The sequence below is a fragment of the Bacillus sp. SIMBA_074 genome (assembly GCF_046534555.1).
GTDB classification, from domain to species: Bacteria; Bacillota; Bacilli; order Bacillales; family Bacillaceae_G; genus Bacillus_A; species Bacillus_A mycoides.
On the sequence record NZ_JAWRYM010000004.1, the window covers coordinates 208,997 to 233,967 of the forward strand.

Genomic DNA, 24,971 nt, shown 5'->3' on the forward strand with positions numbered 1-24,971 from the left:
AACATTTGTGTCAATTTCATGAACAACGTACATAATGTTATGCATTTTGTTTTTACAAGCTGTATAGTAAAAAAAGATAAATATCGGAATAGAGCATATTTAAAGAAAAAGCATTGGTAAGGAAGGGAGCTAGGGTCTTGGTAAGAACTATAAATGAGACATTTTTAAAAGCATGTAGGGGGGAACGTACAGAGTATGTACCAGCATGGTATATGCGTCAAGCAGGTCGTTCACAGCCGGAATATAGAAAAATAAAAGAGAAATATTCTTTATTTGAAATTACACATAATCCAGAGTTGTGCGCTTACGTTACAAAGTTGCCAGTTGATCAATATAACGTAGACGCAGCAATTCTTTATAAAGATATTATGTCACCACTACCTGCAATTGGTGTTGATGTGGAAATTAAATCTGGCATTGGTCCAGTTATCGATAATCCAATCCGTTCTTTACAAGATGTAGAAAAATTAGGGGAAATCAATCCAGAAGATGACGTACCTTACATACTAGATACAATTCGTTTATTAACGACAGAAATGTTAGATGTACCGTTAATCGGTTTTTCAGGAGCTCCATTTACGTTAGCGAGCTATATGATTGAAGGCGGTCCTTCTCGTAACTATCATAATACGAAAGCGTTTATGTATGCAGAGCCGAAAGCTTGGTTCGCTTTAATGGATAAGCTTGCAGATATGGTTATTACATATTTAAAAGCGCAAATTAATGCAGGAGCAAAAGCGGTTCAAATTTTCGATTCTTGGGTTGGAGCAGTAAATGTAGCGGATTACCGTATATTTATTAAACCAGCGATGGAGCGTATTTTTGCAGAAGTTCGCCCGATGGGTGTTCCAATGATTATGCACGGCGTAGGTGCTGCACATTTAGTGAATGAATGGCACGACTTACCGCTTGATGTAGTAGGTTTAGATTGGCGCTTACCGATTGAAGAAGCACGCGCACGTGGTGTTCACAAGGCGGTACAAGGAAATATGGATCCTTCATTCTTATTAGCACCTTGGCCTGTTATTGAAGAACATGTAAAAGGTATTTTAGATCAAGGGATGAAGCAGCCAGGTTATATCTTTAACTTAGGTCACGGCGTATTCCCAGAAGTAAATCCAGATACATTAAAACGCTTAACTACATTTATTCATGAGTACTCTAAAGAACAGTTAGCGAAGTAAAGGAGATTGTCTGTATGAAAAAGAAAATTGGTTTGCTTGTAATGGCATACGGAACGCCATATAAAGAAGAAGATATTGAACGTTACTATACACATATTCGCAGAGGAAGAAAGCCAAGTCCTGAAATGCTAGAAGATTTAACAGAGCGTTACCGTGCAATTGGTGGTATTTCTCCTTTAGCTACTATTACATTAGAGCAAGCTAAAAAGTTAGAAACGCGTTTAAATGAAATGCAAGATGAAGTAGAGTACCACATGTATCTTGGTTTAAAACATATTGAACCGTTCATTGAAGAGGCAGTACAAGCTATGCATAAAGATGGAATAGAAGATGCAATTGCACTCGTTCTTGCCCCTCACTATTCTACTTTTAGCGTGAAGTCTTATGTAGGACGAGCGCAAGAAGAAGCAGAAAAACTTGGAAACTTAACAATTCATGGCATCGATAGCTGGTATAAAGAACCGAAATTTATTCAGTATTGGGTCGATGCAGTGAAAGGTATATATAACGGTATGTCAGAAGCAGAACGTGAAAAAGCAGTGTTAATCGTATCTGCACATAGCTTACCAGAAAAAATTATCGCACTCGGCGATCCATACCCGGATCAATTAAACGAAACAGCTGACTATATTGCACGTGGTGCTGAAGTAGCAAATTATGCAGTTGGCTGGCAAAGTGCCGGAAATACACCAGATCCTTGGATTGGTCCAGATGTACAAGATTTAACGAGAGAATTAAATGAAAAATACGGCTACAGTTCATTCGTATATGCACCAGTTGGATTTGTTGCGGAACATTTAGAAGTTTTATATGACAATGACTTTGAGTGTAAAGTTGTAACGGATGAAATTGGCGCGAAATATTATCGTCCCGAAATGCCAAATGCATCAGAGGCATTTATTGATTGCCTAGCAGATGTTGTATTAAAGAAAAAAGAAGCAGTATTGTAATACTAAGAGGAAAGGGGAAACTATTTTGAGGAAAAAAGTTGTGATCATCGGCGGTGGCATTACAGGTTTAACGTCAGCGTATTACTTACAAAAAGAAATTCGCGAAAAAAACTTGCCGATTGATACATTGCTTATAGAAGCATCGGGTAAACTTGGCGGGAAAATTCAAACCGTTCAAAAAGATGGATTTACAATTGAACGTGGCCCTGATTCTTTCTTAGCAAGAAAAGAGAGCGCAGCTAAATTAGTGAAAGAATTAGGACTTGATGCTGAACTTGTAAATAATAAGGCCGGTCAATCGTTCGTTCTCGTAAACAATCGGTTACATAAAATGCCGAGCGGTTCAATGATGGGAATTCCAACGCAAATTACGCCGTTTCTATTTTCCGGATTGTTCTCCCCAATTGGTAAACTAAGAGCTGGTTTTGACTTATTAATGCCTAGATCAAAACCAGTTTCTGATCAATCACTCGGGCAGTTTTTCAGGCATCGCCTTGGAAATGAAGTCGTTGAAAATTTAATTGAGCCATTATTATCTGGTATTTATGCAGGGGATATTGATGAAATGAGTTTAATGTCAACATTCCCTCAAATTTATCAAATTGAACAGGAGCACCGTAGTATTTCACTCGGTATGCGTACGCTCGCTCCAAAGCAAGAGAAGGCTGAATTGAAAAAAGGAATATTTAAAACTGTGAAAACCGGTTTAGAATCTATAGTAGAATCTCTTGAAACGAAGATTCCTAATGATATGGTAATGAAGGGAACTCGTATCGAAAAGGTTGCAAAACTTGGTGATAGTTATACGATTACGCTTAGTAACGGAAAAGAAATGGAAGCAGACGCGATTGTAGTTGCGACGCCGCATAAAGTATTGCCATCTATGTTTGCGCAGTATAAGCAGTTTCGTTTCTTCCGTAACATTCCGTCTACATCAGTTGCAAACGTGGCACTTGCTTTCCCAAAGTCTGCAATTCAGCGTGATATTGATGGTACCGGATTTGTCGTATCAAGAAATAGTGATTATACAATTACAGCGTGTACGTGGACACACAAAAAATGGCCACATACAACGCCAGAAGGAAAAACGCTTCTTCGCTGTTACGTCGGACGCCCAGGTGATGAAGCGATTGTCGAACAAACTGACGAAGAAATTGTGCAGCTCGTACTCGAAGACTTACAAAAGACAATGGATATTACAGAGGATCCAGAGTTTACAATTGTAAGCCGCTGGAAAGAAGCGATGCCTCAATATACAGTAGGCCATAAAGAGCGAATGAAAAAGCTCACAACATTTATGGAGGAAGAATTGCCAGGTGTGTATTTGGCAGGTAGTTCTTACGCTGGTTCTGGTCTTCCGGCTTGTATTGAGCAAGGTGAGTTAGCGGCGAAACGTGTGTTATTTCATTTAGAGAAAGTAATGGAGACTAAATTAGTCGCACATTAAAATATTTCAAACAAAACGCCTTCAATTATATTGAAGGCGTTTTGTTTATTGGATAAAATACCTTTAGTCAATAAACCTATATAAGTTATTTTGTATTATAGTTTGAAAACTTGTAAATTAAATAAATTTTGTGTAAAACTTGTCGAAATATAGTTCTATATAACGAATCATTTGATATGATAGAAATGTTGAGAAAATATGAAATAGGGAGAGGGAAATGGCTGTGAAGAAATTATTAAGTGTCTTTTTATCATTGATGTTATTGCTTTCATTTACTGGAACTTTAGCGCAGGCGGAAGAAACTACTTCTATGTCAGTAGAAAAAGCAATTCAAGTATTTAAGCAGCAAGGGAAAACGAAGGGGATAGTGGAAGGATATATCGTTGGGTATACGCAAAGTCCTTCTAAATACACGAAAGATCCGGCTAAGTTTGACGACACAAACGTGGCAATTGCCGATTCGCCAAACGAAACGAATCCAGACAAAATCATGCCTGTTCAATTGCCAAAAGGCGATGTGAGATTGGCAGTAAATGTGAAAGACCATCCTGAAAATATCGGGAAGAAAGTTAGGTTGACAGGGACGCTTGAGTTATATTTCGGTAGCCCAGGTTTAAAATCAGTAACAGCTCATAAGTTTCAAGGAGAAGAACAAAACCGCGTTAGCGATGTAGTGGCATCACCAAATGGTGGGGAAGTTGCAAAAGGAACAGCAGTAACATTAACAACGAATACAGAAGGAGCAACAATCTACTATACGTTAGATGGCTCTAATCCTACAAACAAAAATGTTCGTTATAACGGACAAATTGTAGTGAATGAAAATAGTGTAGTGAAAGCAATCGCTGAAAAAGAAGGGCTTACTTCTTCAGCAGTTTCGACATTTTCATTTATAATCGTAACAAATGAACCAGTTCGTATTCATGATATTCAAGGGAAATCACATATTTCTCCTTACAATGGGAAGAAAGTAAACAATGTGGAAGGCGTTGTCACAGCGCTTGATAAAAATGGTTTTTATGTAGAAGATAATCAGCCGGATAATGATCCAGCTACTTCTGAAGGTATTTACGTATACAAAAAAGATGCGAATGTAGCAGTAGGAGATCTTGTCCAAGTTGATGGAGAAGTAGAAGAATATGTTGGGCCTGGATATGCAGAGCGATTTGAAACAGACTTAACGACGACGGAAATTAAGGCGAGTCGCGTTGCTGTAATCGCAAAAGATCAACCTTTACCAGCGCCGATTGTATTAGGAGAAAACGGTGTAAAAATCCCTGATCAAATTATCGATAATGATGCATTCGGTCTATTTGATCCAAATGAAGATGCAATCGACTTTTATGAAAGTGTAGAAGGTATGCGCGTTACGATGCCAACACCAAAAATTATCGCTCCGCAGAAAAACGGTAATTTATATGTAACAGTAAAAAATGGCGGAGATAAAGTAGTAACGAAGTATGGTACACCTTTATTAGATAAAGAGCAATTAAATCCAGAGCGCCTTTCTGTAAAAGTACCTCGTGATTATGTCGCGAAAGTAGGCGATACGTTCACTGGAGATATAACAGGCGTAGTAGGATATGACTACGGTTCGTTCCGCATTTCGCCAGTAACGGAATTACCATCTGTAGTGGACGGCGGATTTAAGCAAGTAGGGGCAAATATTCAGCCGCGTCTTGATAAGTTAACAGTTGCTACATATAACATTGAAAACTTCTCAGCGAACAAAAAAGAAACAACAGATGAAAAAGTGAAAGCGTTAGCCTATTCTATTAAATATAATTTAAAAATGCCTGATATTATCGGTGTACAAGAGATGCAAGATAATAATGGAGCAATCAATGACGGTACGACTGATGCATCTTTAAGCGCAAAACGTATCATTGATGCTGTATTAGAAATTCGTGGACCGAAGTATGAGTATGTAGAAATTGCGCCGAACAACAATCAAGACGGCGGGGCACCTGGAGCGAATATTCGCGTCGGTTTCTTCTATAACCCATCTCGTGTGAAATTAGCGACAGTACCGAAGTTACTAGATAAAAATGTAGTTCGTATTGGAGACGAAAATCCTTTATTTGAAAGTACACGTAAACCGTTAGCTGCAGAATTTACATTCCAAGGACAAAACGTTGTTGTCATTTCAAATCACTTAAACTCAAAACTAGGAGATGCAACGCCATTTGGAAAAGTGCAGCCGCTCGTATTAAAGAGTGAAGAAAAACGAGTTCAATTAGCACAAGAAGTGAATCATTTCGTACAAGGTATTCAAGAAAAGAATACAAATGCACCAGTTGTTGTATTAGGTGATATGAATGACTTTGAATTCTCTAAACCTTTAGAAGCACTAGAGGGAACGATATTAAAAGATATGTTAAACACAGTACCGAAAGAGAACCGCTACACGTACATTCATGAAGGTAACGCACAAGTGCTAGATCATATTTTAGTAACGAATAACATCGCACCGCACACAATTGTAGACCCTGTACACTTAAACTCAAACATTATGAAAGAACATGGACGTGTAAGTGACCACGATCCAGTACTTGTTCAAATTGATTTGAAGAAAGCTTCTTAAATAGTCGAGAAAGAACGCTTAGAAATATACTAAGCGTTCTTTTACATTATTAGGGATTTTTATGATAAAATAGATTGAATATTCATTCTTCAATACAGGGAGGTGTAGACATATGGTAGCCCGAATAAACGGGAAATTGATGAATCAGCTTGCAATTTTTTTTAGCATGATCGTCATGCTTCAGTTTGTAGCCGATATAACAGGGCTTACACAGAATCTAGATAGTATGTATTACTTAATAAATACCGCAACTTCCTATATAACGTTTAGTTTGGCGGTTATTTTTACTTTAATCGGTGCAAGAAGAGAATTAAGTAAATACGCAATTATTGCATTATGTTTAGTGGTAGCTATTAAAGCAATTTATTTTGCGGCGATCGTTATTTTATGGGGATTGGCTGGTACGCCGTAAAGGGGAGAGGATTATATGAGTATTGAAAATATAAGATTGATAAATGTAAATGATAATAAGAGCGTAATTCTCTAAGCTAACTTAGGGAATTACGCTCTTATTCGTTCAATTATTTAGTCCGAAATTACTTGAAACGCTTTTCTACACCGATCTCTTTTTTGCAGTCTTCTTCTATATTTTTTTCTATCCCGCTTTACTCCTTGTATATACATAAATAAGCTAACGAGAAGGAAGAAAGCACATTGCATCGTTAAAATGTACGGTGACATGCCTTGCAATGGTTGTTTCGGATCATATAAATGAATAGGTGCTCCGCCTATTGAAGGAAATATTGTATTTAGCAGGACGTAAGGAATGGAGGCAACTGCAAATGGAAAGAGAATTGCCATATAGTCCTTTTGTGACCATACAGATGCAGCAAGTCCTAAAAGAGCCATTAAACCTGCAAATAAAAAATTAATTCCGATATATACAGTAATGTAAGTGAGAGGCGCATCGAAATATAGGCTTGCGAACATTCCATCAGCATTTATGATGCCTGAACCAATCGTAGGTGTTCCGTCTGGAATGGTTAATTTGCAAAATAATAACGATAAGATGAATGGAAATGTATAAAGAAATCCTCCGCAAAAAAACGTAACGATATATTTCATTAATGAATAAGGAAATAAAGAAATCCCCTTACTCACAAACGGTTTAAAACCATCTGACTTATCCGAATTGTAACTTGTACTAAAGGGGAAACTCGCAATAACTGGCATTAATAATAAATAAACATCCATTTCATTGTCGCGAAATCCGATCCATTTTATATCTGTTGAAATAGGTCCACTCGCTGCGTCTCCTAAATAACGAATTACATAGTAATAGTGATAAATACAAATAAGAACGAATCCACTAAACATAATAATTAAAGAAATACGACTACAAAAAGCTTGCTTTATATTTAAACGAAGCGCACGCATCATGACTGAAAAAGCCTCCACTATTTTGATAAACTTGTCTATTTTCTATATTACTATTAAATGTAAAGATTTTCTTGTTTTTTTATTTGATTATTTGAAAAAAGGGAAATTTGTTGTCGTTAAGTAAGGTTTAACGGAAATTATATTTTCTAAAATATGGTTGACAATTTAGTATTACATTTGTAATCTTAATTGTAGATTACAAATGTAATACTAAGGAGTGAAATATACTATGACAAATCAATTACCTAAAATATCTGAAGCGGAATTAGAAATTATGAAAGTACTTTGGTCTAACTCTCCACAAACAGCGAATGAAATTATAGAAGTACTAGAAGATGAAATGGACTGGAAACCGAAAACAATCCGTACATTAATTAATCGGTTAGTACAAAAGGAAGCCGTTTCTTATCATCAAGATAAAGGGCGTATGTATGCTTATTATCCGTTAGTATCACAAGATAATTATTTGCAAGTTGAAACAAAATCTTTGCTACAGCGTTTTTGCGGCGCAGCGTTTAAGCCATTACTTGTTAATTTTTTAAAAGAGGAAAAATTGTCTTCAGAAGATATTAATGAACTGAAACGCATTTTAGATGAGAAGACAGAGGAGAACAAGAGGAAGGATAGATAACAATGATAGACACGCTTATAAATGTATACCTTCCTCATTTTTTTGATTGGCTTATAGAAACGTCACTTATGGCTAGCATATTAGTTGGATTTATTTTATGTATAAAAGTACTATTTAGAAATAAATTAACACCCCGGTGGCAATATATGCTGTGGATCGTACTAATGATACGACTTCTTTTACCGTGGTCACCAGATAGCTCTTATAGTATTTATTCATTACTTTCCTATAGTTCTAGTGTATCGGAAGTTATTCCAAAAAATATGCCGTCTACTGAGAGTATAGTGAACATAGAAACCAATCATACAGTGGAATTGGAATCAAATTCTGAAACTGTGACAAAAAATGGTGAACCTGAAGTAAACGCGAGTGCGGAACAACAGACTACATTTTCTTTATACAAACTTGCTCTATATGTTTGGCTAGCTGGGGTAATCGTATTAGCGGTCATCACGTTTATTACAAATAGACGTTTATATTCTTACATAAAGAAACAACCAGATATTACGGATGCACAGGTCGTTACAGTGTTTAATCGCTGTAAGCAGTCTATGGAAATGAAGAAGGCAGTTTCATTACGTCTAGCAGGAAAAATTGCGAGTCCAACAGTTTTTAGTTTCTTTCGCCCGAAAGTATTACTATCAAAAAAACATATGAAAGTATTAAATGAGCAACAATTACAATATGTCTTTTACCATGAGTTAGCTCATATTAAAAGAAACGACGTAGCAGTAAATTGGATTATGTATAGTTTACTCCTATTAAATTGGTTCAATCCGATTCTTTGGTACGCCTATTTCTGTATGCGAGAAGATCAAGAATTAGCCTGTGATGCATATGCGCTTACTTTTATAGATAAAGAGGAGCAAATTGCATACGGTCATACAATTATTACGCTTTTAGAACATTATTCCTATCAAGCACCAAGCCTAGCAAATTTAAGTAGAAATAAACGAACACTGAAAAGGAGAATCGTTATGATTAAAAAATTCCAAAAAAAATCGTATCGTCTGTCTTTACTTGGAGTTATTGTCATAGTTGCTATTGCATCCCTTTCTTTATTCAGCGCACGTGCAACGGAAGGGAAAGAAAAACAAAAGGATCAGGTAGAGGAGTCAAAGGATGCTTTCCAAAATGCTGTAGATATGCTGTATGGTACAGAAGAAAATGCGAAAAAAGAATATCATTATTCAGCAAGAGTGTATGAACAAAAGACAGATTACTTATATTTAGCTGAAAAAGCTTTAACAAAAGATGAGTTCCAGCAGTACATAAAATTATCTAAAGAAATTATTAATATACAGAAAAAAGGTGCTCCGAGAGATTCTGACTACGAGTCAGTATTTTTTAGAGAAGAGCGTTTATCAAAAGCTGATCGTGACAAATTATATGCACTTTATGATCAATCAAAACCATTTGATGACAAAGTGCATGAATCTTTAAATTATACGGTAAAGGAAGCGCAGGAACATGTTGATTTTCAAATTAAGAAGCCGACGTACACAATTGAAGGATACAATCTGAAGGATGAAAATGTAAGTTATTTTATTAAGAGAAGACCTGAATTAATTATTGATTTAGAATATACAAACGGAAAAGGAAATTATGCAATTTCTCAATCACAAGTTTTTGGGGAAAGTAAAGACACATTTAGCCACCAATTTATCTTGCCTGAAAATATAGAACAGTACGAATTAGAAGGTAATCAAATATTTTATGCTACTCATAACTCGGATAGTAATTTACAAGGTATGAAGATGATTGTTCCTGCAAAAGGGAAAAATAGTGCATACCAAGTTGTTATTATTAATCATAGTTTAGAGCGTCAAGGAGAAGCAGTATTTGATAAAAATGTAAATAAGGAAGAGTTAGAGAAAATTATGCTTTCTATGTTGAAATAATAAAAAGGTGTTCTTGAGATGCATATCTTAAGAACACCTTTTCCTTTTCTCTTTTCTTCTGATAAACTATGGACAGTATGACATAACTTGACTGGAATTTTTTAATACTGGAAATAATAAAAAAGAGAACTTGTCTAGAATGTAAGCGTGTGGTAATATCAAAGATGTACTGATTGACTATATTATCCAATTGGTCATTTTTGGAGGTGACGATGTGGCGATAGATCGAAAACGTTCTATTATTGAAGCTGCAACAAAGTCTTTTTCAGCGTTCGGTTATAAAGCAACAACGATGGATCAAGTAGCGAAGTTAGCGAATGTAGGAAAAGGAACAATTTATACTTTTTTCAAAAATAAAGAAGAGCTATTTGGTGAAATTATTTCTAATTTAATTACAGAAATGAAGCAAGTTGCAGAAAATGCAATTCGTTCAGATATTTCATTTTTTGAAAATGTACATAGAGCATTATATAGCATATTAGAATTTAGAAAAGAACATCAGCTCATGATTAAATTAATTCAAGAAGAGCGCGATATGGGAACGAAAGAAGTACAAGAAGTGATGCAACAAGTAGATGTGGAAATCGTTTCTGTTATTCAATCGTATTTAGAAATTGCGATTGAAAAGGGTGAAATTAGCAAATGTGATCCAGAAATTACAGCGTTTATTATGCTTCGCCTATACGTATCGCTTATTTTTGATTGGGAAAAAAATCATGAACCGTTAGAAAAAGAAAAAATATCGGAATTATTCGAACTTTATTTACTAAAAGGATTGTCAAATTAAGATAATCCTTTTAATATTATAAAAAATGACTAATTGAACAAATTGGTCAATCGTATAAGGAGGATGGTTAAATATAATCATGTAGATGAAAATGTGCATAGTATAAATTCGGGGATAAGGCATATGTATGAACAGATATAGCCTTTTTATTTGGGTGAAAATGACTAAATTGATATTTTGGTCATTTTTGAAAAGGGGGATAAATTATGAAATGGCATAAGTTGCTTAGTAAAGAATTTGCAGAGATTATAAAAAGTAAAAAAATATTAATCCCAATCATTGCGGTTTTATTTGTACCAATTTTATATGCTGGTATGTTTTTATGGGCCTTTTGGGATCCGTATGAACAGCTAGATGACTTGCCAGTTGCGGTAGTCAATTTAGATAAAGGTGCAGTATTTGATGGGAAACCGATTGAAGTCGGGAAAGGGCTCGTTGATAATTTAAAAGATAATAATAGTTTTAAATGGGAGTTTGTAAGTGAAAAAGAAGCGAAAAAAGGAATGGAAGGCAGAAAGTATTACATGTTAGTACGTATTCCAGATGACTTCTCAAGTAACGCTACAACGTTATTAAAAGACGATCCGAAACCATTAAACTTAGAATACATTCCAAATGAAAGTTTAAACTTCTTATCTTCACAAATTGGCGGAACAGCAATTGAAAAGATTAAAGGTGAAGTATCAAGTACGTTAACGAAAACATATGCAGAGAAAATGTTTGATTCCATTAAAGACGTCTCAAAAGGGTTAGCAGATGGAGCGGACGGAGCAAATAAGTTACATGACGGAGCTAGTGAGTTGCATGATGGATCAAGTAAAGTGACGGATGGACTCCATACACTTCAAGGGAAATCTGGAGAGATGAAAGATGGAGTTCAGAAATTAGCAGATGGATCTAATAAATTACAAGATGGGTCCGGAAAAGTAACAGATGGTTTAAATACATTAAATAGCAAAACAGGTGAAATACAGAATGGTATAGGGAATTTACAAGATGGGTCTCAGAAAGTAACGGCAGGTTTAAATACATTAGCAAATAAATCAGGTGAATTAAAAACAGGAACGAATGAATTAGCAAATGGTATGGAAAAGCTTGTTGGAGGACAAAGTCAATTAGAAGAAGGTTCTCAAAAAATCGAAAAGGGTTTGCAAGATTTAAACAGTAAAGTGAAAACTTCTGTTGCAGGTTTAGAGGAAATGCAGGCGAAAGTTCCTTCTATATTAAATACTGTAAATGAGAAAATGAACGGAGCTGAAGAAAACGTAAATCAGTTAAATGAATTTACTCAATCAACAGCAGGAGATGCGAAAAATGCAGCGCAAGATGTAGCTAATTTGCAAAAGCAAATCGAGAGTTTACCAAAAGAATATCAAGAGCAGTTACAACCATTTATAACAAATGCAGTAAAAAGTACAGCGATAGTGCAACAGAAAGCCATTGGAGTAGCAGGTGGAACAAATAAATTAAATGAAGAAGTAAAACAATTAAAAGGTAAAATAACTCAAACAACAAGTGATGTGCAAAACAAATTACCGAATACAGCGAAATTGCAATCTTTAACGGGTGGTATTGAAAAATTACTAAATGCGCAAAACGAATTTGTAAGTAAATTTCATGGATTTGGTGAAGGGTTAAGTAATGCCAAAGTGGGTGTAGATAAATTAAATAACGGGTCAGGTCAATTAATTGATGGAGTAACCCAATTAGCAGATGGCTCAAGCCAAGTAACAGGCGGTTTAGGGACATTATCTGTAGGAGCAAGCCAAATGACAGGCGGAATAAAGCAATTAGCAGATGGCTCAAGTCAAGTAACAACAGGCATAGGTACTTTAAATGGTGGTCTAAATAAAATGTCTACTGGCTCAACCCAGCTAATCGACGGAGTAAATAAACTAGCAGACGGATCCGGAAAAGTGACAGATGGACTCATAAAGGTAAATGATGGATCAAGTACACTTGCTGAGAAACTTGGTGAAGGGGCAGAAAAAACAGGAGAAGTAAAAGGAACGGATAAAACATATGATATGTTTGCAAGCCCAGTAAAAGTGAAGACGGAGAAAATGGCGGAAGTTCCAAACTACGGAACAGGATTCACACCGTATTTCTTATCACTCGGTTTATTCGTTGGGGCATTACTATTATCTATCGTATACCCATTACGCGATACAGTCGGCGTTCCGAAATCAGGATTCAGCTGGTTTATTAGTAAGTTTGGTGTTTTACTATCAGTCGGTATTATTCAAGCAATAGTAGCAGATGTCATATTACTATTCTGGTTAGGTGTAGAAGTACAAAGTATTCCATACTTTATACTCTTTAGTATTGTTACGAGCTTAGCGTTTATTTCATTAATTCAATGTTTAGTAACAGCATTCGGTGATGCAGGGCGTTTCATCGCAATCATCACATTAATTATTCAGCTTACAACAAGTGCTGGAACATTCCCGTTAGAATTAATTCCGAAGTTTTTACAACCATTTAATGCTTGGCTACCGATGACATACTCTGTATCAGGATTTAAAGCAGTCGTATCAAGCGGTGATTTTAATTTCATGTGGCAAAATATAGGGATATTAATGATCTTTATCGTTGTATTATCACTTGGAACAATTGCTTCATTAACTTGGATGCACAAACGACAGTTTAAAAATATTGCTGAGAATCAATCGGTTGAAGCTTAAATAAGACCAATAAAAAAAGGCGCCGAAATGGTGCCTTTTTTTATTGGTCTTGTTTTATTGGTTGAGAAAGTTCATTTGTTTTTCTATTTTTACGGAACAAGTATATAACAATACTTATAAGAATAATTGTTGCTACAATCCAAACAAATGGACCATATCTTTCAGCAAAAGTATATAGTTTCATGTTGCTGGAAATGTCCTCTTTTGTTTTTCCTATTAGAATTTCAGAGCCACTATAACCTTCAAGTGTATCTCCTTTTTTTATACCAAAAATAAGAGTGTCTGATTTGTTTTCTATTCCTGTGTATCGGTATCCTTTACCTTTAATTGTTAATTGAGTATCATCTTTTTTTAGTGTGTAGTCTTCGGTGGAAATATCTTTTCCTGACAGTGTAATTGGTTCCATTGAGAAGCGGATTTCTTTTAATGCAGGAAGAGCCTCATTGTTTAGTAAGAGCTGCTTTGCAATATGCTGCTCGGTATCAATGTTTTTCCAATTTGCCTTTCGTCGTTTATATGTATTAATTTCAAGAAGTGCAAATTCTTTATTTTGAAGTTTTTCCTCTGTAATAGGTTGTGTAGTAGTTAATGTTCCTTTTAATAAAATCACACCGTCTTTTGCAGATTGAAATGAAGAGACTTCCTTCGTTTCTTTTAATGTATTGATAGCACCTCTATAATCTTCTTTTCCTAAAAGAACAGCTCCCGTATGTACGGTTAAAATAAGATATAGGATGCTTAATACTATAATAGCTTTTTTCACTATGTACCCTCCAAAGTATGTATAAATGAATTATAACATAATTTGCCATATGTAATTGTTAATTTGAATAATAAGTTGCAAATATAAGGGTGATAAATAAATTAAAAAAGTGTGGATGAGAGGAGTAAAAGTGAAAAGGAATTACAACAATTTGCAGAGAAACATAGAATAGAGGAGTTGATACGATGAAAGGAAATCTTACTTATTATGTTATCTTAAATCCGCTAATCATCTTTCTTGTTTACGCCCTTTCACCTATCTTGTTTCATAAAGAAAAATATATAAATATGAAAGATGCACTAGGAATACTTTTAGTTTACTATGTGCTAATTAGCGGGTATTACCTTATGGATGTTGTAAGTGAAAGCATGAAGAAAAATGGTAAGGACAAACAATAAAGTTTTATTATATAAAAACCGATGGAGGACAACAAAATGACCGAAAGTGAAATGAAATTCAGGGATACGACCATTCATAACTTTTTTGATAAAGAGGACCGTTTAAAATCGATTCCAGGTCAAAAGAAGAAAAAACTAGTATTGTTAGAGCATTTAATTAGCAAGTTAAACGCTGAAAATCAATATACAGAAAAAGAAATTAATGCATTCATAAAACAATATCATGATGATTTTTGTACGATTAGAAGAGAGTTTATTGTGCACGGATTTATGGATCGGGAGGATAATGTGTACCGTATAAATGAGAGAGAAGTATGGAGGAAGTGGGAAGAGTTATAAATGTAATGAGGAAGGGGGATTTTCTTGCAAGCTAGTAGTCTTATGCATGAAGAGATTTCTGGAAAACCATCGATTTTTGGGATATTCACTTCGCCAACATTACAATTCAAAAGGATGAAAAATCAAAGAAATATATTCTTTCCACTAGCCTTTTTAATTGTGCTTATTATAATTTCAAGTGCCTTAATGTCTTGGAATTCTTTAAATAATCCTGCACTCAGTATGTTTCATGATAAAACGGGATTTACTGTTCCGAAATACATAACTTTCTTTACTACATTTGGATTTTCAGCAGTCAGTGGAATCGTAGCTATACTTTTTGCACCTATATTCTATAAGAACATTATGATTTTCTTTGGAGTGGATATTAACTATAAAGAAACATTCCCGATAATCATTTATGCTTCGTTTGTATTAAGGATAGGGATGATTTTAAACGGATTAATTGCATTTTCTCTAAGTGGGTATGAGATATCTTATACAGGTTTAGGTGCAATAGCGACAGATAATATGATCTTGCATACAATCGCTCAAAGAATAGATATATTTAACATTTGGTATTACGTTTTATTAGGAATAGGTTTAAAAACGATAACGAATTTAAATAAAGACAAACTTATCCCTCTTATTATTGTACTTTTCGTTTTCACTAGTTTATTAGCGAGCATGGCTGGGTTTATGCAGGAAATATCTAAACCATAAAAAAAAGCTGTTCCAAAACAATCTTTTGGAACAGTTTTTTTATGTCGAAGTTTGTTGGTAAATCGATATCCCTTGTTGAATCGTTGATATATTTGAAGTTACGATAGATATATTCGAAAAATCGTTAATATAATTTTATTTGCCATGATATTGTTCAGAAAAGGAGATCACCTAGTTAGAAGTTGGACTGAGAGAATACTCCTTTTATAATTCTTTAAACTAAAACTTTTTTATCCAATCTTTCTTTCTGACGAAGATGATGTGCAAAATGCATAGAAATGAGCAGGAACCATTCTGCCGCATTTAAGTAACCAAGTCCAGGGTGCTGTACTTTACAATCATTAGGAATAGAAGTTAGCGTTGGCTCAGCGTTTTTCACGATTGTAATTAATTTCAGAAAACGCTCTTGTATTTCTTCTTTGTTAGTTGGATTTTCAGGTGTGTATCCAGGGTGATTAGGTACCTTTATTTGTATGTCGGGGAAACCTCCCAGTATATATACTTTTTCACCCATATCCGTTTTTTTGTTAGCTACAGATGGTGTTTCAGTTTTACATTTCTCGATTGCATCTAATTGCATATATGTAGCAGCTAGCAGATGGTTATACATTTGACCGAGAGACCATTCTTCAGCAGAAGGTTTTGTCCTAAATTGTTCAAGAGAGTACTTTTCTAATTCCTCTAAGTAATATGTTGCTAAACTTTCAAATTTCTCTAAAGTGGTAGTACTGTTCATATCGTTAGCTCCTTTTTATGAAAATGTATTTGTTGATACTTACTATAAAGGAGGGCTACTGACAACATTATGTCAGTAGTGAAATGAAAAAATTAAAGTTTTAACATTTTTTTTGCTTCATCACGGATTTTCTCAGAAAGAATTTTGGGCTCTAGTACTTGCACTTGGCTCCCCCAGCTTAATACCCATTGAAATACTTCGTCTATGCTTCTTGATTTCAAAAAGACGTGAAAGCCATTGTCTTTATGCTCGTATGAATCTATAAAAAAGTATCGTGACTCAATAACTTTATGTGCAATATGAGATGAGAACAATAAATGAATTGTAACAGTTCGATTGTTTTCAGGTTGATAGTCTTGTAAAGAAAAGTCTTTAGGTTTTGTAAAAAACTCTTGTTCTTGTTGCAATTCATCCATACGATCTAAACGGAAATTACGTATTTGTCTTCGAAGTAAACAATGAGCAACGATGTACCAAATTCCTGAAATATTGACTAAACCGTAAGGGTGAACGGTACGCTTTATTTTTGTAGTTTCTCTTGGTTTACGATAAGAAAAAGAGATAGCTTGTTCTTTTTGAATAGATTCTTGCAACAGGAGAAGTTGGTTTTCAAGTTTTTCTTGTTCAGGTTGTTTTTGTGAAAATATAGGAGAAAGAAAACGAAAAGTTCCTCGTAACTCTCGGGCTTTCTGTTGTTGATCAGTAGGGAGGACTACCTCAAGTTTCTCTTTTGCTGATCGCGCATGTACAGAAAAAGAAGAATTGAAAGTTTTCTCAATATAATCACCGCCTAATAAAAGAGTAACAGCCTCTTCAGACGTAAGTTGAATGGGTGGTAAGAAATAACCATCCATTAATGAATAACCGTGGCCAGGCATTGCGAAAAGCGGGACACCAGATTCACTAAGTGCATCCATATCTCGATAAATAGTGCGTATACTTGTCTCGAATTTTTCAGCTAAGCTTTGTGCTGTAACGGTTTGCTTTCTTTGCAATTCAATCAATATAGCTAATAAACGATCCGTCCGATTCATGAAATATCATCCTTTATTTTATAAATATTCTTATTGTGAAATTCTAAAAGTAGTGTGTAATTCCCTGCCATTAACAGACTTTTCCCTATGTATAATATTAATATAGTAAAATCATAAGAACCTATATTGCAGTTTCCAATAATATACTATATAATCAGGATAAGAAAACGTTTTCATGCAAAGGGGGAAATTTCGTGTCGACTATCGAGGACGTGGCGAAATTAGCGGGGTTATCAAGGACAACGGTTTCTAGGGTGATCAATAATCATCCATATGTTTCAGATGAGAAGAAGAAAAGGGTTCAATTAGCAATGAAGCATTTAGGCTTCGTTCCTAATTCTGCGGCGAGAAGGCTTCGTAAACAAAAAACAGAAACAATTGCGGTGCTTGTTCCAAGGATTACAAATCCTTTTTTTAGTAGATTTATTGAAGCAATCGAGATTGCTGCTTCTGAACATAAATATAAACTGATTATTTGTCAAACAAGATATTTACCGGAAAAAGAGATGGAGTATTTACAATTATTATCTACGAAACAAGTAGATGGGATTATTCTATGTTCACTAGAAAATCCATGGGAGAATGTGGAGCCATACTTGCAACACGGTCCAATCGTGTTATGTAATGAATATATTGAGGAAGCAAATGTTCCAACAGTGAAGTTCGATCATGCACAGGGTGCATACATAGCTGCCAATCATGTATTAGAACAGGGATATCGTAATCTGATTTTTTGCCGTGGCAACGAAACGAAAGTAGTGAGCCAACAGCGAAAAATGGGCTTTTTACGCGCTATTACTGAAAAGAGTAGAGAAGTGGAAGCGATCGATTTTCTTGAAAACGCTTTCTCTTGGGATGATGGAAAACGAATATTCAATGAAGTATTAAAGGACAAAAAAAATCCTACCGCGATTTTGGCAGGAGGCGACGAGGTTGCAGCTGGAATTATCTCAGAGGCGAAACGCCATGGTTGGAGTATTCCAGAAGATCTCGCTGTGATCGGTTTTGATAATCAAATTTTAGCGCAGATTACAGAGCCAGGTATTACGACAATTGAACAACCAATCGACGAGATGGCCCGAAAAGTTGTCGACTTAATGATGGATAAAATCCATACGAAAAATTATCGACAAAAAGAATTGTATGAGTTTGAACTGGAGCTCTTGGTGAAAGGTTCAACGATGAAGGATACGATGTTATTAGCCTAGTAGACTATGTCTGCTAGGTTTTTTTATGTTTACAAACTACTATTCTTCGTGAACGCAATCGTCACATTTGTTATGGTATGCTTCGTGCTGCTCATCAATTTCCTTCCCGCAATGAGCACAAGTTTTCGTCGGTAAATTTCGGAAAAACTCCATTGGTTGATCGATCATGTCAATCCCTCCATTTTCATTTCTTACTATCATTGTATTAGTACAAAAAACAAAAGTCAACAACTGTTTTATAACAAAAGTGAAAATTAATGAAAAAGTTTAGGAAATGGATTATAGTTAACAATGTAGGATGTAAGTAAAAAACTTTCTCAAGTACGGAGAAAAACGGCATTCCTACGCGGTTTTAGAAAGGATGGATACATATGAAGATGACTGTTGTCGGCTTTTGGGGCGGCTTTCCAGAAGCGGGAGAAGCAACGTCGGGGTATTTGTTTGAACACGATGGTTTTCGTTTACTTGTAGACTGTGGTAGTGGTGTACTAGCACAGCTTCAAAAATATATAACACCATCTCATATAGATGCAGTTGTACTGTCGCACTATCATCACGATCACGTTGCAGACATTGGGGTATTGCAATATGCGAGATTAATTACGAGTGCGACAAAAGGACAACTACCGGAATTACCAATATACGGTCATACGTTTGACGAGAATGGATTCCGTTCTTTAACGCATGAACCGCATACGAAAGGAATCGCCTACAATCCAGAAGAAACACTTCAAATTGGACCGTTTTCGATTTCATTCTTAAAAACTGTTCATCCTGTTACATGTTTTGCGATGCGCATTACAGCTGGTAGTGACGCTGTAGTATATAGCGCAGATTCCAGTTATATTCCTGAATTTATTCCATTCACAAAAGATGCTGATCTTTTCATTTGTGAGTGTAATATGTATGCACATCAAGAGGCTGCAAAAGCAGGGCATATGAATAGTACAGAAGTGGCAAGTATTGCGAAAGATGCGAATGTAAAAGAACTTTTATTAACGCACTTACCGCATACAGGAAACCCATCTGATTTAGTAACAGAAGCAAAACAAATTTTCAGTGGCCATATTACGCTAGCGCATAGTGGCTACGTATGGAATTCATGAGGTGATACGATGTTATTTATTGATAATAAAGGGATTACAGATCCTAGAATAAACTTAGCAATTGAAGAATATTGTGTGAAGAATTTAGATATTAACGAAACATATTTACTGTTCTACATTAACAAACCTTCCATTATCATCGGTAAAAACCAAAACACAGTAGAAGAAATTAATGCAGATTACGTAAAAGAACAAGGTATTCATGTCGTTCGTCGTCTATCAGGCGGAGGCGCAGTATATCATGATTTAGGAAACTTAAACTTCAGCTTTATTACGAAAGATGATGGAGATAGTTTCAGCAACTTCAAAAAGTTCACAGAGCCTGTAACGAAAGCGCTTGGTAAATTAGGCGTAAATGCAGAACTAAGTGGTCGTAACGATATTTTAGCTGAAGGTAGAAAAATTTCAGGTAACGCGCAGTTCTCAACGAAAGGTCGTATGTTTAGTCACGGTACGTTACTATTTGACTCTGAAATCGATCACGTTGTATCAGCACTAAAAGTGAAAATGGATAAAATTCAATCAAAAGGAATTAAATCAATCCGTAGCCGCGTTGCGAATATTACAGAGTTCTTAAACGAAAAAATGACGACAGAAGAGTTTAGACAACTTCTTCTAGAAACAATTTTCGAAGGAGAAACAGAAATTCCAACGTATGAATTAACAGAAAATGATTGGAAAGAAATCCATAAACTTTCTGAAGAGCGCTACCAAAATTGGGATTGGAACTACGGAAAATCTCCGAAGTTCAACTTACAACATTCACACCGCTTCCCAGTTGGACAAGTTGACGTTCGTCTTGAAGTGAAAAAAGGGACAGTAACAGAATGTAAAATTTACGGTGACTTCTTCGGCTCACTAGATGTGCATGACATTGAAGAGCGTCTAACAGGTGTACAATTTGATAAAGATGCATTCACTGTAGCTTTAGAAGGCGTAGATATCGTACGCTATTTCGGTAATATTACAACAGAAGATTTCTTGCATTTATTCTTCTAAAAATAAGGGAGGCTGCCGTAACGGGCAGCCTCTTTTTTGCGTAGATTGTCACGTTTTATCGGTAAGTCGATATATTTTAAAAATCGCTTATATAATTTCATTCACCATAAAATCACAGGACATTTGCCCCTCATAAAGGAATATATATATTCAAAAGGAGGCGAATTGAAATGAAAAGGATAATGTACGTTGTATTACTGCTCAGCTTCGTCATCGGAATGACAGCCTGTAACGATGAAACGTCCTCAAGTCGCACACTTTTATCTATTGGAAAGCCAGGGAGGGATAATGTCATATATTTTACGCATACGGATAACAAACGAAAGATAGATGATATACAAACTATGTTTCAAAATAAGAAATGGAAAAGAAATGAAGCTTTTAGTACGATGAATAAAACGCCAGATCTTGTTTTGTCAATAGATGAGGCCAATACCGGGTTACTGACATTATATGTAACATTGTTTTTTCATGAAAACGGAGCGGATGCAATCAACTTGTATGGGGAGCATACGAGCTTGAATAAAGAGGAACTAGAAAAACTTAGTGAAAAGATGAGTGCATATTATCTTGAAATGATTTTAGCCTTTGGTTCATCATTTGCTAACGAATGAAATTTCCGTATCCTTCCAAAGAGAGTCAACAGGAGGTGATCGTTGTATATGCAGTTAATGGAATATCACTTGCTACTTTAATTTTCTTTTAATATAATTAATTTAGAATTTTTAAATATTCTAAATTTTATAAAGGTGGGGTTTGTGTGAATCTCGTTCAATCTTTGGCTGAAACGGCAAAAAAGAAGGGGGATAAACCGGCGTACATATTTATGGATCAGTCGGTCTCTTATGACCAATTAAACAAAGTGGTCACTAGGTTTTCTAGTAATTTAGCAAAAATGGGCGTTGGAAAAGGGGACAATGTCGCATTAGCTGTAGGCAATTCACCACATTTTTTAGTAGGTTTATACGGAACGATGAAAGCCGGAGCAACTGTCATTCCGATTAATCCAATTTATACAGCAGACGAAATACATTACATATTACAAAATGGAGATGTAAAAACAATCATTGTACTCGACGTCCTTCTACCTGTTATACAATCTCTTACAACAAGACTTCCTTCACTTGAAAATATCATCATATGCGAAACCTCATCAGATTTTACTCATACAGAAACTGAAAAAATGAAAACGTTTACTAGTTGTATAGGAACTGGAGATGTAACTTACGAAGGTCCTGAACTAGATGAAGAAGATGTAGCTGTTATTTTATACACTTCAGGTACAACTGGAAAGCCAAAAGGCGCTATGTTAACACATAAAAATTTATATAGTAATGCTAGCGATGTGGCATCGTATTTACAATATACTGCGGACGATCGCGTCGTTGCGGCACTGCCGATGTTCCATGTATTTTGCTTAACAGTGGCGGTCAATGCGCCGATTGTGAACGGGGCGACTATTTTAATGTTACCGAAATTTAGTCCGAAAGAAGTATTCCGTATTTGTCGCACGTACGAACCAACGATTTTTGCTGGTGTACCGACAATGTACAATTATTTATATTTATTCGAAGAAGCGAGCGCAGAAGATGTGAAGACGCTTCGCCTTTGTATTTCAGGTGGTGCGTCAATGCCTGTTGCTCTTCTGCAAAACTTTGAAAAACGTTTTGGTGTAATCGTTTCAGAAGGATACGGTTTATCAGAAGCATCACCAGTTACTTGTTTCAATCCGTTAGATCGTCCTCGTAAACCAGGATCAATTGGAACAAATATTTGGCACGTGGAAAATAAAATTGTGAATGAACTTGGGGAAGAAGTACCTGTCGGTGCAGTCGGTGAATTAATTGTTCGCGGTCCTAACGTTATGAAGGGTTACTATAATGCACCAGAAGATACAGCAGCAACACTAAAAGATGGTTGGCTATATACAGGTGACTTAGCGAAAATGGATGAAGAAGGTTACTTCTATATCGTTGATCGTAAAAAAGATATCGTCCTAGTGGGCGGTTATAATGTATATCCTCGTGAAGTAGAGGAAGTATTATATACTCATGATTCGGTAGCAGAAGTTGTCGTAATCGGTGTTCCTGATGAAAACTTAGGAGAAGCAGTGCGTGCTTTCGTCGTTTTGAAGCAAACGAACGTAACAGAAGAAGAACTGATGCATTACTGCACGCTACATTTAGCGAAATATAAAGTGCCAATGAGCATTGAGTTTTTAACAGAATTGCCGAAGAATACAACTGGTAAGTTACTGCGAAGAGCTTTGAGAGAGAAGGCATTGCAAGTATAAAAATAAAGATATTCATCTCTATGACTACATGTTTAGAGATGGATATCTTTTTGTCCTGTAAAAGCTCGATTCGTGTGGATGGACAAAATCCCTACTGATTAAAGTTTCACTTTATTTTTTAGAATTGGTTAAGCTATAAGCCCATATATTTGAACCATAATATGAATAATAAGGAGGAGATATACGTGGAGCAGAAGGAATTACGCTTACGGAAAGTGCAATATCTTATTTGTGACATTATGGATGAAATGAATATGGAGAGTGAAAAGAAGAACTTAGAAACATTGCAAAAGGTAATTGATCACCTTTCAGGGGCGATTGGGGATTTAGTAGATCCATCGAGTACGTATTCGTTGGACTATTTAGAGAGAAAAGTGCATACGGCTCATTATTTATTTTTTAAAAATGACCGGAAAGCGTATTTATGTAGAAAATAAAAAAGAGGGGCTTTTATTTTTTTGTTCAATTGATAATCATTATCAATATGATAGTTATGATGGATAAATGAATATAAAAGGAAATGTCATATTGATAATGATTAAAAAAGATGTATTCATATATTTGTTGTTGATGGTGAAAGGGAATGGTTAGGGATATTTGTATAAGCCCCTGAAGCGATAAAATTAAATTCCAAGTTGACACATGTGAATTACGGAATTAAAATGGAAAGAAATCAAACAGAATACAATAGAAGCTCATCAGAGAAACTGAAGGCGCACAACGTTCACTTTTGTGAATAGATTGTGTGCCTTTTTCTATTGTACAAACTAAGGGGGCTTTATATATGAAACAGTGGAGTAAGACAGCATTAATGAAAAGTACAGGTGTTGTATTATCAGCATTTGTCCTTTTGTCAGGGTGTGGTTCGGCAACATCCACTAACAATTCTGAAGGAAGTGCAGATAAGAAGACAGTCGAACTTTTAAATGTTTCATATGATCCAACGCGTGAGTTATATCAAGATTTCAATAAAGACTTTGCGAAGTATTGGAAAGAGAAGCATGGTCAAACAGTAAATGTAAAGCAATCACACGGGGGATCTGGAAGTCAGGCACGCTCCGTTATTGACGGCTTAGAAGCAGACGTTGTAACACTAGCGCTCGCTTATGATATTGACGCGATTAGTAAGAAGAAACAACTAGCAGAAGATTGGCAGAAGCGACTTGCGGATAATTCTACTCCGTATACATCAACGATTGTATTTCTTGTGAGAAAAGGAAACCCGAAAGGAATTAAAGATTGGGATGATTTAACGAAAAAAGGTGTGTCTGTCATTACACCAAACCCGAAAACATCTGGGGGAGCACGGTGGAACTATTTAGGGGCGTGGGGATATGCACTGAAAAAATATAACAATAGTGAAGATAAAGCGAAAGAGTTTGTCGGTCAAATTTATAAAAACGTGGAAGTACTAGATTCAGGAGCACGCGGGGCAACGACGACTTTCGTTGAAAAAGGAATTGGTGATGTGTTAATCGCTTGGGAAAATGAAGCGTTATTATCACAAAAAGAACTTGGAAAAGATAAATTCGAAATTGTAACACCTTCGATTAGTATACTTGCCGAGCCGCCAGTAGCAGTTGTAGACAAAGTCGTTGATAAAAAGGGAACGAAAAAAGTAGCAGAAGGATATCTTGAATATTTGTATTCAGAAAAAGGGCAAGAAATTGCGGCGAAAAACTTTTATCGCCCTCGTAATGAAAAAGTAGCAGAGAAGTACGCATCACAATTTCCGAAAGTTCAATTATTTACAGTTGATGAACTATTTGGAGGATGGAAAAAAGCACAAGAAAAGCATTTTAATGATGGCGGCGTATTCGATCAAATGTATAAAAAATAAGGGGG

General features: G+C 35.6%; 24 protein-coding genes. 19 read left to right on the forward strand and 5 right to left on the reverse strand.

Annotated elements, in window-relative coordinates; all coding sequences use genetic code 11:
• Positions 1–137: 137 nt before the first annotated feature.
• From hemE to SB773_RS07760, 5 genes are all read left to right on the forward strand, one after another.
• The gene (hemE, locus tag SB773_RS07740; RefSeq protein WP_078202947.1) at positions 138–1,184 is read left to right on the forward strand and encodes a uroporphyrinogen decarboxylase; all 1,047 of its coding nucleotides are present in this window, start codon (positions 138–140) and stop codon (positions 1,182–1,184) included.
• Positions 1,185–1,198: 14 nt separating this feature from the next.
• Positions 1,199–2,134: a ferrochelatase gene (hemH, locus tag SB773_RS07745; RefSeq protein WP_410589313.1), complete on the forward strand. Its 936-nt coding sequence runs from the start codon at positions 1,199–1,201 to the stop codon at positions 2,132–2,134.
• A 25-nt stretch (positions 2,135–2,159) separates the two neighbouring features.
• Complete coding sequence (hemY, locus tag SB773_RS07750) at positions 2,160–3,581, forward strand: protoporphyrinogen oxidase (RefSeq protein ID WP_131246058.1); 1,422 nt, start codon at positions 2,160–2,162, stop codon at positions 3,579–3,581.
• A gap of 217 nt (positions 3,582–3,798) precedes the next feature.
• Entirely contained in the window at positions 3,799–6,165 is a 2,367-nt protein-coding gene (locus SB773_RS07755; protein WP_410589315.1) for a DUF6359 domain-containing protein, read from the forward strand.
• A 112-nt stretch (positions 6,166–6,277) separates the two neighbouring features.
• Positions 6,278–6,577 carry a hypothetical protein gene (locus tag SB773_RS07760; protein WP_002087130.1) on the forward strand — a complete coding sequence of 100 codons (300 nt, stop codon included), beginning with the start codon at positions 6,278–6,280 and terminating at the stop codon, positions 6,575–6,577.
• Between the two features lie 113 nt (positions 6,578–6,690).
• On the opposite strand, the gene SB773_RS07765 is transcribed toward SB773_RS07760, so the two are convergent.
• Positions 6,691–7,545: a hypothetical protein gene (locus tag SB773_RS07765; RefSeq protein ID WP_410589317.1), complete on the reverse strand. Its 855-nt coding sequence runs from the start codon at positions 7,543–7,545 to the stop codon at positions 6,691–6,693.
• 229 nt (positions 7,546–7,774) lie between these two features.
• Between SB773_RS07765 and SB773_RS07770 the strand changes: the two genes are divergently transcribed.
• The 4 genes from SB773_RS07770 (at position 7,775) to SB773_RS07785 (ending at position 13,548) form a co-directional block, all read left to right on the forward strand.
• Positions 7,775–8,176: a BlaI/MecI/CopY family transcriptional regulator gene (locus SB773_RS07770; protein ID WP_088031246.1), complete on the forward strand. Its 402-nt coding sequence runs from the start codon at positions 7,775–7,777 to the stop codon at positions 8,174–8,176.
• A gap of 2 nt (positions 8,177–8,178) precedes the next feature.
• The gene (locus SB773_RS07775) at positions 8,179–10,077 is read left to right on the forward strand and encodes a M56 family metallopeptidase (RefSeq protein ID WP_410589320.1); all 1,899 of its coding nucleotides are present in this window, start codon (positions 8,179–8,181) and stop codon (positions 10,075–10,077) included.
• A 214-nt stretch (positions 10,078–10,291) separates the two neighbouring features.
• Positions 10,292–10,864, forward strand: coding sequence for a TetR/AcrR family transcriptional regulator (locus tag SB773_RS07780; protein WP_000963368.1), 573 nt, complete (start codon positions 10,292–10,294; stop codon positions 10,862–10,864).
• Between the two features lie 206 nt (positions 10,865–11,070).
• Positions 11,071–13,548, forward strand: a complete 2,478-nt coding sequence (locus SB773_RS07785; protein ID WP_410589322.1) for a YhgE/Pip family protein — start codon at positions 11,071–11,073, stop codon at positions 13,546–13,548.
• A 40-nt stretch (positions 13,549–13,588) separates the two neighbouring features.
• Here SB773_RS07785 and SB773_RS07790 read toward each other — a convergent pair whose 3' ends face one another.
• Positions 13,589–14,311, reverse strand: a complete 723-nt coding sequence (locus SB773_RS07790) for a hypothetical protein (RefSeq protein WP_410589324.1) — start codon at positions 14,309–14,311, stop codon at positions 13,589–13,591.
• A gap of 185 nt (positions 14,312–14,496) precedes the next feature.
• Between SB773_RS07790 and SB773_RS07795 the strand changes: the two genes are divergently transcribed.
• Genes SB773_RS07795 through yknW form a run of 3 tightly spaced genes read left to right on the forward strand, consistent with a single transcriptional unit; the run spans position 14,497 to position 15,750 of the window.
• A complete protein-coding gene (locus tag SB773_RS07795; protein WP_410589326.1) occupies positions 14,497–14,709 on the forward strand; it encodes a hypothetical protein in 213 nt (70 codons plus the stop codon).
• A gap of 36 nt (positions 14,710–14,745) precedes the next feature.
• Positions 14,746–15,048, forward strand: a complete 303-nt coding sequence (locus SB773_RS07800) for a DUF2087 domain-containing protein (protein WP_140152299.1) — start codon at positions 14,746–14,748, stop codon at positions 15,046–15,048.
• A gap of 24 nt (positions 15,049–15,072) precedes the next feature.
• Positions 15,073–15,750 (forward strand): YknW family membrane protein, encoded by a 678-nt coding sequence (yknW, locus tag SB773_RS07805; RefSeq protein ID WP_410589328.1) that lies wholly within the window; start codon positions 15,073–15,075, stop codon positions 15,748–15,750.
• A gap of 214 nt (positions 15,751–15,964) precedes the next feature.
• Here the strand turns inward: yknW and SB773_RS07810 are convergent, their stop codons facing one another.
• Positions 15,965–16,486 (reverse strand): DinB family protein, encoded by a 522-nt coding sequence (locus tag SB773_RS07810; RefSeq protein WP_410589330.1) that lies wholly within the window; start codon positions 16,484–16,486, stop codon positions 15,965–15,967.
• Between the two features lie 92 nt (positions 16,487–16,578).
• Entirely contained in the window at positions 16,579–17,520 is a 942-nt protein-coding gene (locus tag SB773_RS07815) for a helix-turn-helix transcriptional regulator (protein ID WP_410589332.1), read from the reverse strand.
• Between the two features lie 194 nt (positions 17,521–17,714).
• Between SB773_RS07815 and SB773_RS07820 the strand changes: the two genes are divergently transcribed.
• Entirely contained in the window at positions 17,715–18,728 is a 1,014-nt protein-coding gene (locus tag SB773_RS07820) for a LacI family DNA-binding transcriptional regulator (RefSeq protein ID WP_002087115.1), read from the forward strand.
• 39 nt (positions 18,729–18,767) lie between these two features.
• Here the strand turns inward: SB773_RS07820 and yhfH are convergent, their stop codons facing one another.
• Positions 18,768–18,896: a protein YhfH gene (gene yhfH / locus SB773_RS07825; protein WP_000567010.1), complete on the reverse strand. Its 129-nt coding sequence runs from the start codon at positions 18,894–18,896 to the stop codon at positions 18,768–18,770.
• 203 nt (positions 18,897–19,099) lie between these two features.
• On the opposite strand from yhfH, the gene SB773_RS07830 reads away from it, so the two are divergent.
• From SB773_RS07830 to SB773_RS07855, 6 genes are all read left to right on the forward strand, one after another.
• Positions 19,100–19,834, forward strand: a complete 735-nt coding sequence (locus SB773_RS07830; protein ID WP_002125830.1) for an MBL fold metallo-hydrolase — start codon at positions 19,100–19,102, stop codon at positions 19,832–19,834.
• Between the two features lie 9 nt (positions 19,835–19,843).
• Positions 19,844–20,833, forward strand: coding sequence for a lipoate--protein ligase (lplA, locus tag SB773_RS07835; RefSeq protein ID WP_002030357.1), 990 nt, complete (start codon positions 19,844–19,846; stop codon positions 20,831–20,833).
• A 170-nt stretch (positions 20,834–21,003) separates the two neighbouring features.
• Complete coding sequence (locus SB773_RS07840) at positions 21,004–21,447, forward strand: hypothetical protein (RefSeq protein ID WP_016101568.1); 444 nt, start codon at positions 21,004–21,006, stop codon at positions 21,445–21,447.
• Positions 21,448–21,593: 146 nt separating this feature from the next.
• Positions 21,594–23,126 carry a fatty acid--CoA ligase family protein gene (locus tag SB773_RS07845; RefSeq protein WP_410589336.1) on the forward strand — a complete coding sequence of 511 codons (1,533 nt, stop codon included), beginning with the start codon at positions 21,594–21,596 and terminating at the stop codon, positions 23,124–23,126.
• A 185-nt stretch (positions 23,127–23,311) separates the two neighbouring features.
• The gene (locus SB773_RS07850; RefSeq protein ID WP_410589338.1) at positions 23,312–23,563 is read left to right on the forward strand and encodes a hypothetical protein; all 252 of its coding nucleotides are present in this window, start codon (positions 23,312–23,314) and stop codon (positions 23,561–23,563) included.
• A gap of 347 nt (positions 23,564–23,910) precedes the next feature.
• Entirely contained in the window at positions 23,911–24,966 is a 1,056-nt protein-coding gene (locus tag SB773_RS07855; protein WP_410589340.1) for a sulfate ABC transporter substrate-binding protein, read from the forward strand.
• Positions 24,967–24,971 lie beyond the last annotated feature (5 nt).

Bases quoted from the DNA above. Each gene is read 5' to 3' on its own strand.
- hemH (WP_410589313.1), top strand. From the start codon at position 1,199: ATGAAAAAGAAAATTGGTTTGCTTGTAATGGCATACGGAACGCCATAT.
- SB773_RS07755 (WP_410589315.1), top strand. From the start codon at position 3,799: ATGGCTGTGAAGAAATTATTAAGTGTCTTTTTATCATTGATGTTATTG.
- SB773_RS07760 (WP_002087130.1), top strand. From the start codon at position 6,278: ATGGTAGCCCGAATAAACGGGAAATTGATGAATCAGCTTGCAATTTTT.
- SB773_RS07765 (WP_410589317.1), bottom strand. From the start codon at position 7,545: ATGATGCGTGCGCTTCGTTTAAATATAAAGCAAGCTTTTTGTAGTCGT.
- SB773_RS07770 (WP_088031246.1), top strand. From the start codon at position 7,775: ATGACAAATCAATTACCTAAAATATCTGAAGCGGAATTAGAAATTATG.
- SB773_RS07775 (WP_410589320.1), top strand. From the start codon at position 8,179: ATGATAGACACGCTTATAAATGTATACCTTCCTCATTTTTTTGATTGG.
- SB773_RS07785 (WP_410589322.1), top strand. From the start codon at position 11,071: ATGAAATGGCATAAGTTGCTTAGTAAAGAATTTGCAGAGATTATAAAA.
- SB773_RS07795 (WP_410589326.1), top strand. From the start codon at position 14,497: ATGAAAGGAAATCTTACTTATTATGTTATCTTAAATCCGCTAATCATC.
- SB773_RS07800 (WP_140152299.1), top strand. From the start codon at position 14,746: ATGACCGAAAGTGAAATGAAATTCAGGGATACGACCATTCATAACTTT.
- SB773_RS07810 (WP_410589330.1), bottom strand. From the start codon at position 16,486: ATGAACAGTACTACCACTTTAGAGAAATTTGAAAGTTTAGCAACATAT.
- SB773_RS07815 (WP_410589332.1), bottom strand. From the start codon at position 17,520: ATGAATCGGACGGATCGTTTATTAGCTATATTGATTGAATTGCAAAGA.
- yhfH (WP_000567010.1), bottom strand. From the start codon at position 18,896: ATGATCGATCAACCAATGGAGTTTTTCCGAAATTTACCGACGAAAACT.
- SB773_RS07830 (WP_002125830.1), top strand. From the start codon at position 19,100: ATGAAGATGACTGTTGTCGGCTTTTGGGGCGGCTTTCCAGAAGCGGGA.
- lplA (WP_002030357.1), top strand. From the start codon at position 19,844: ATGTTATTTATTGATAATAAAGGGATTACAGATCCTAGAATAAACTTA.
- SB773_RS07840 (WP_016101568.1), top strand. From the start codon at position 21,004: ATGAAAAGGATAATGTACGTTGTATTACTGCTCAGCTTCGTCATCGGA.
- SB773_RS07855 (WP_410589340.1), top strand. From the start codon at position 23,911: ATGAAACAGTGGAGTAAGACAGCATTAATGAAAAGTACAGGTGTTGTA.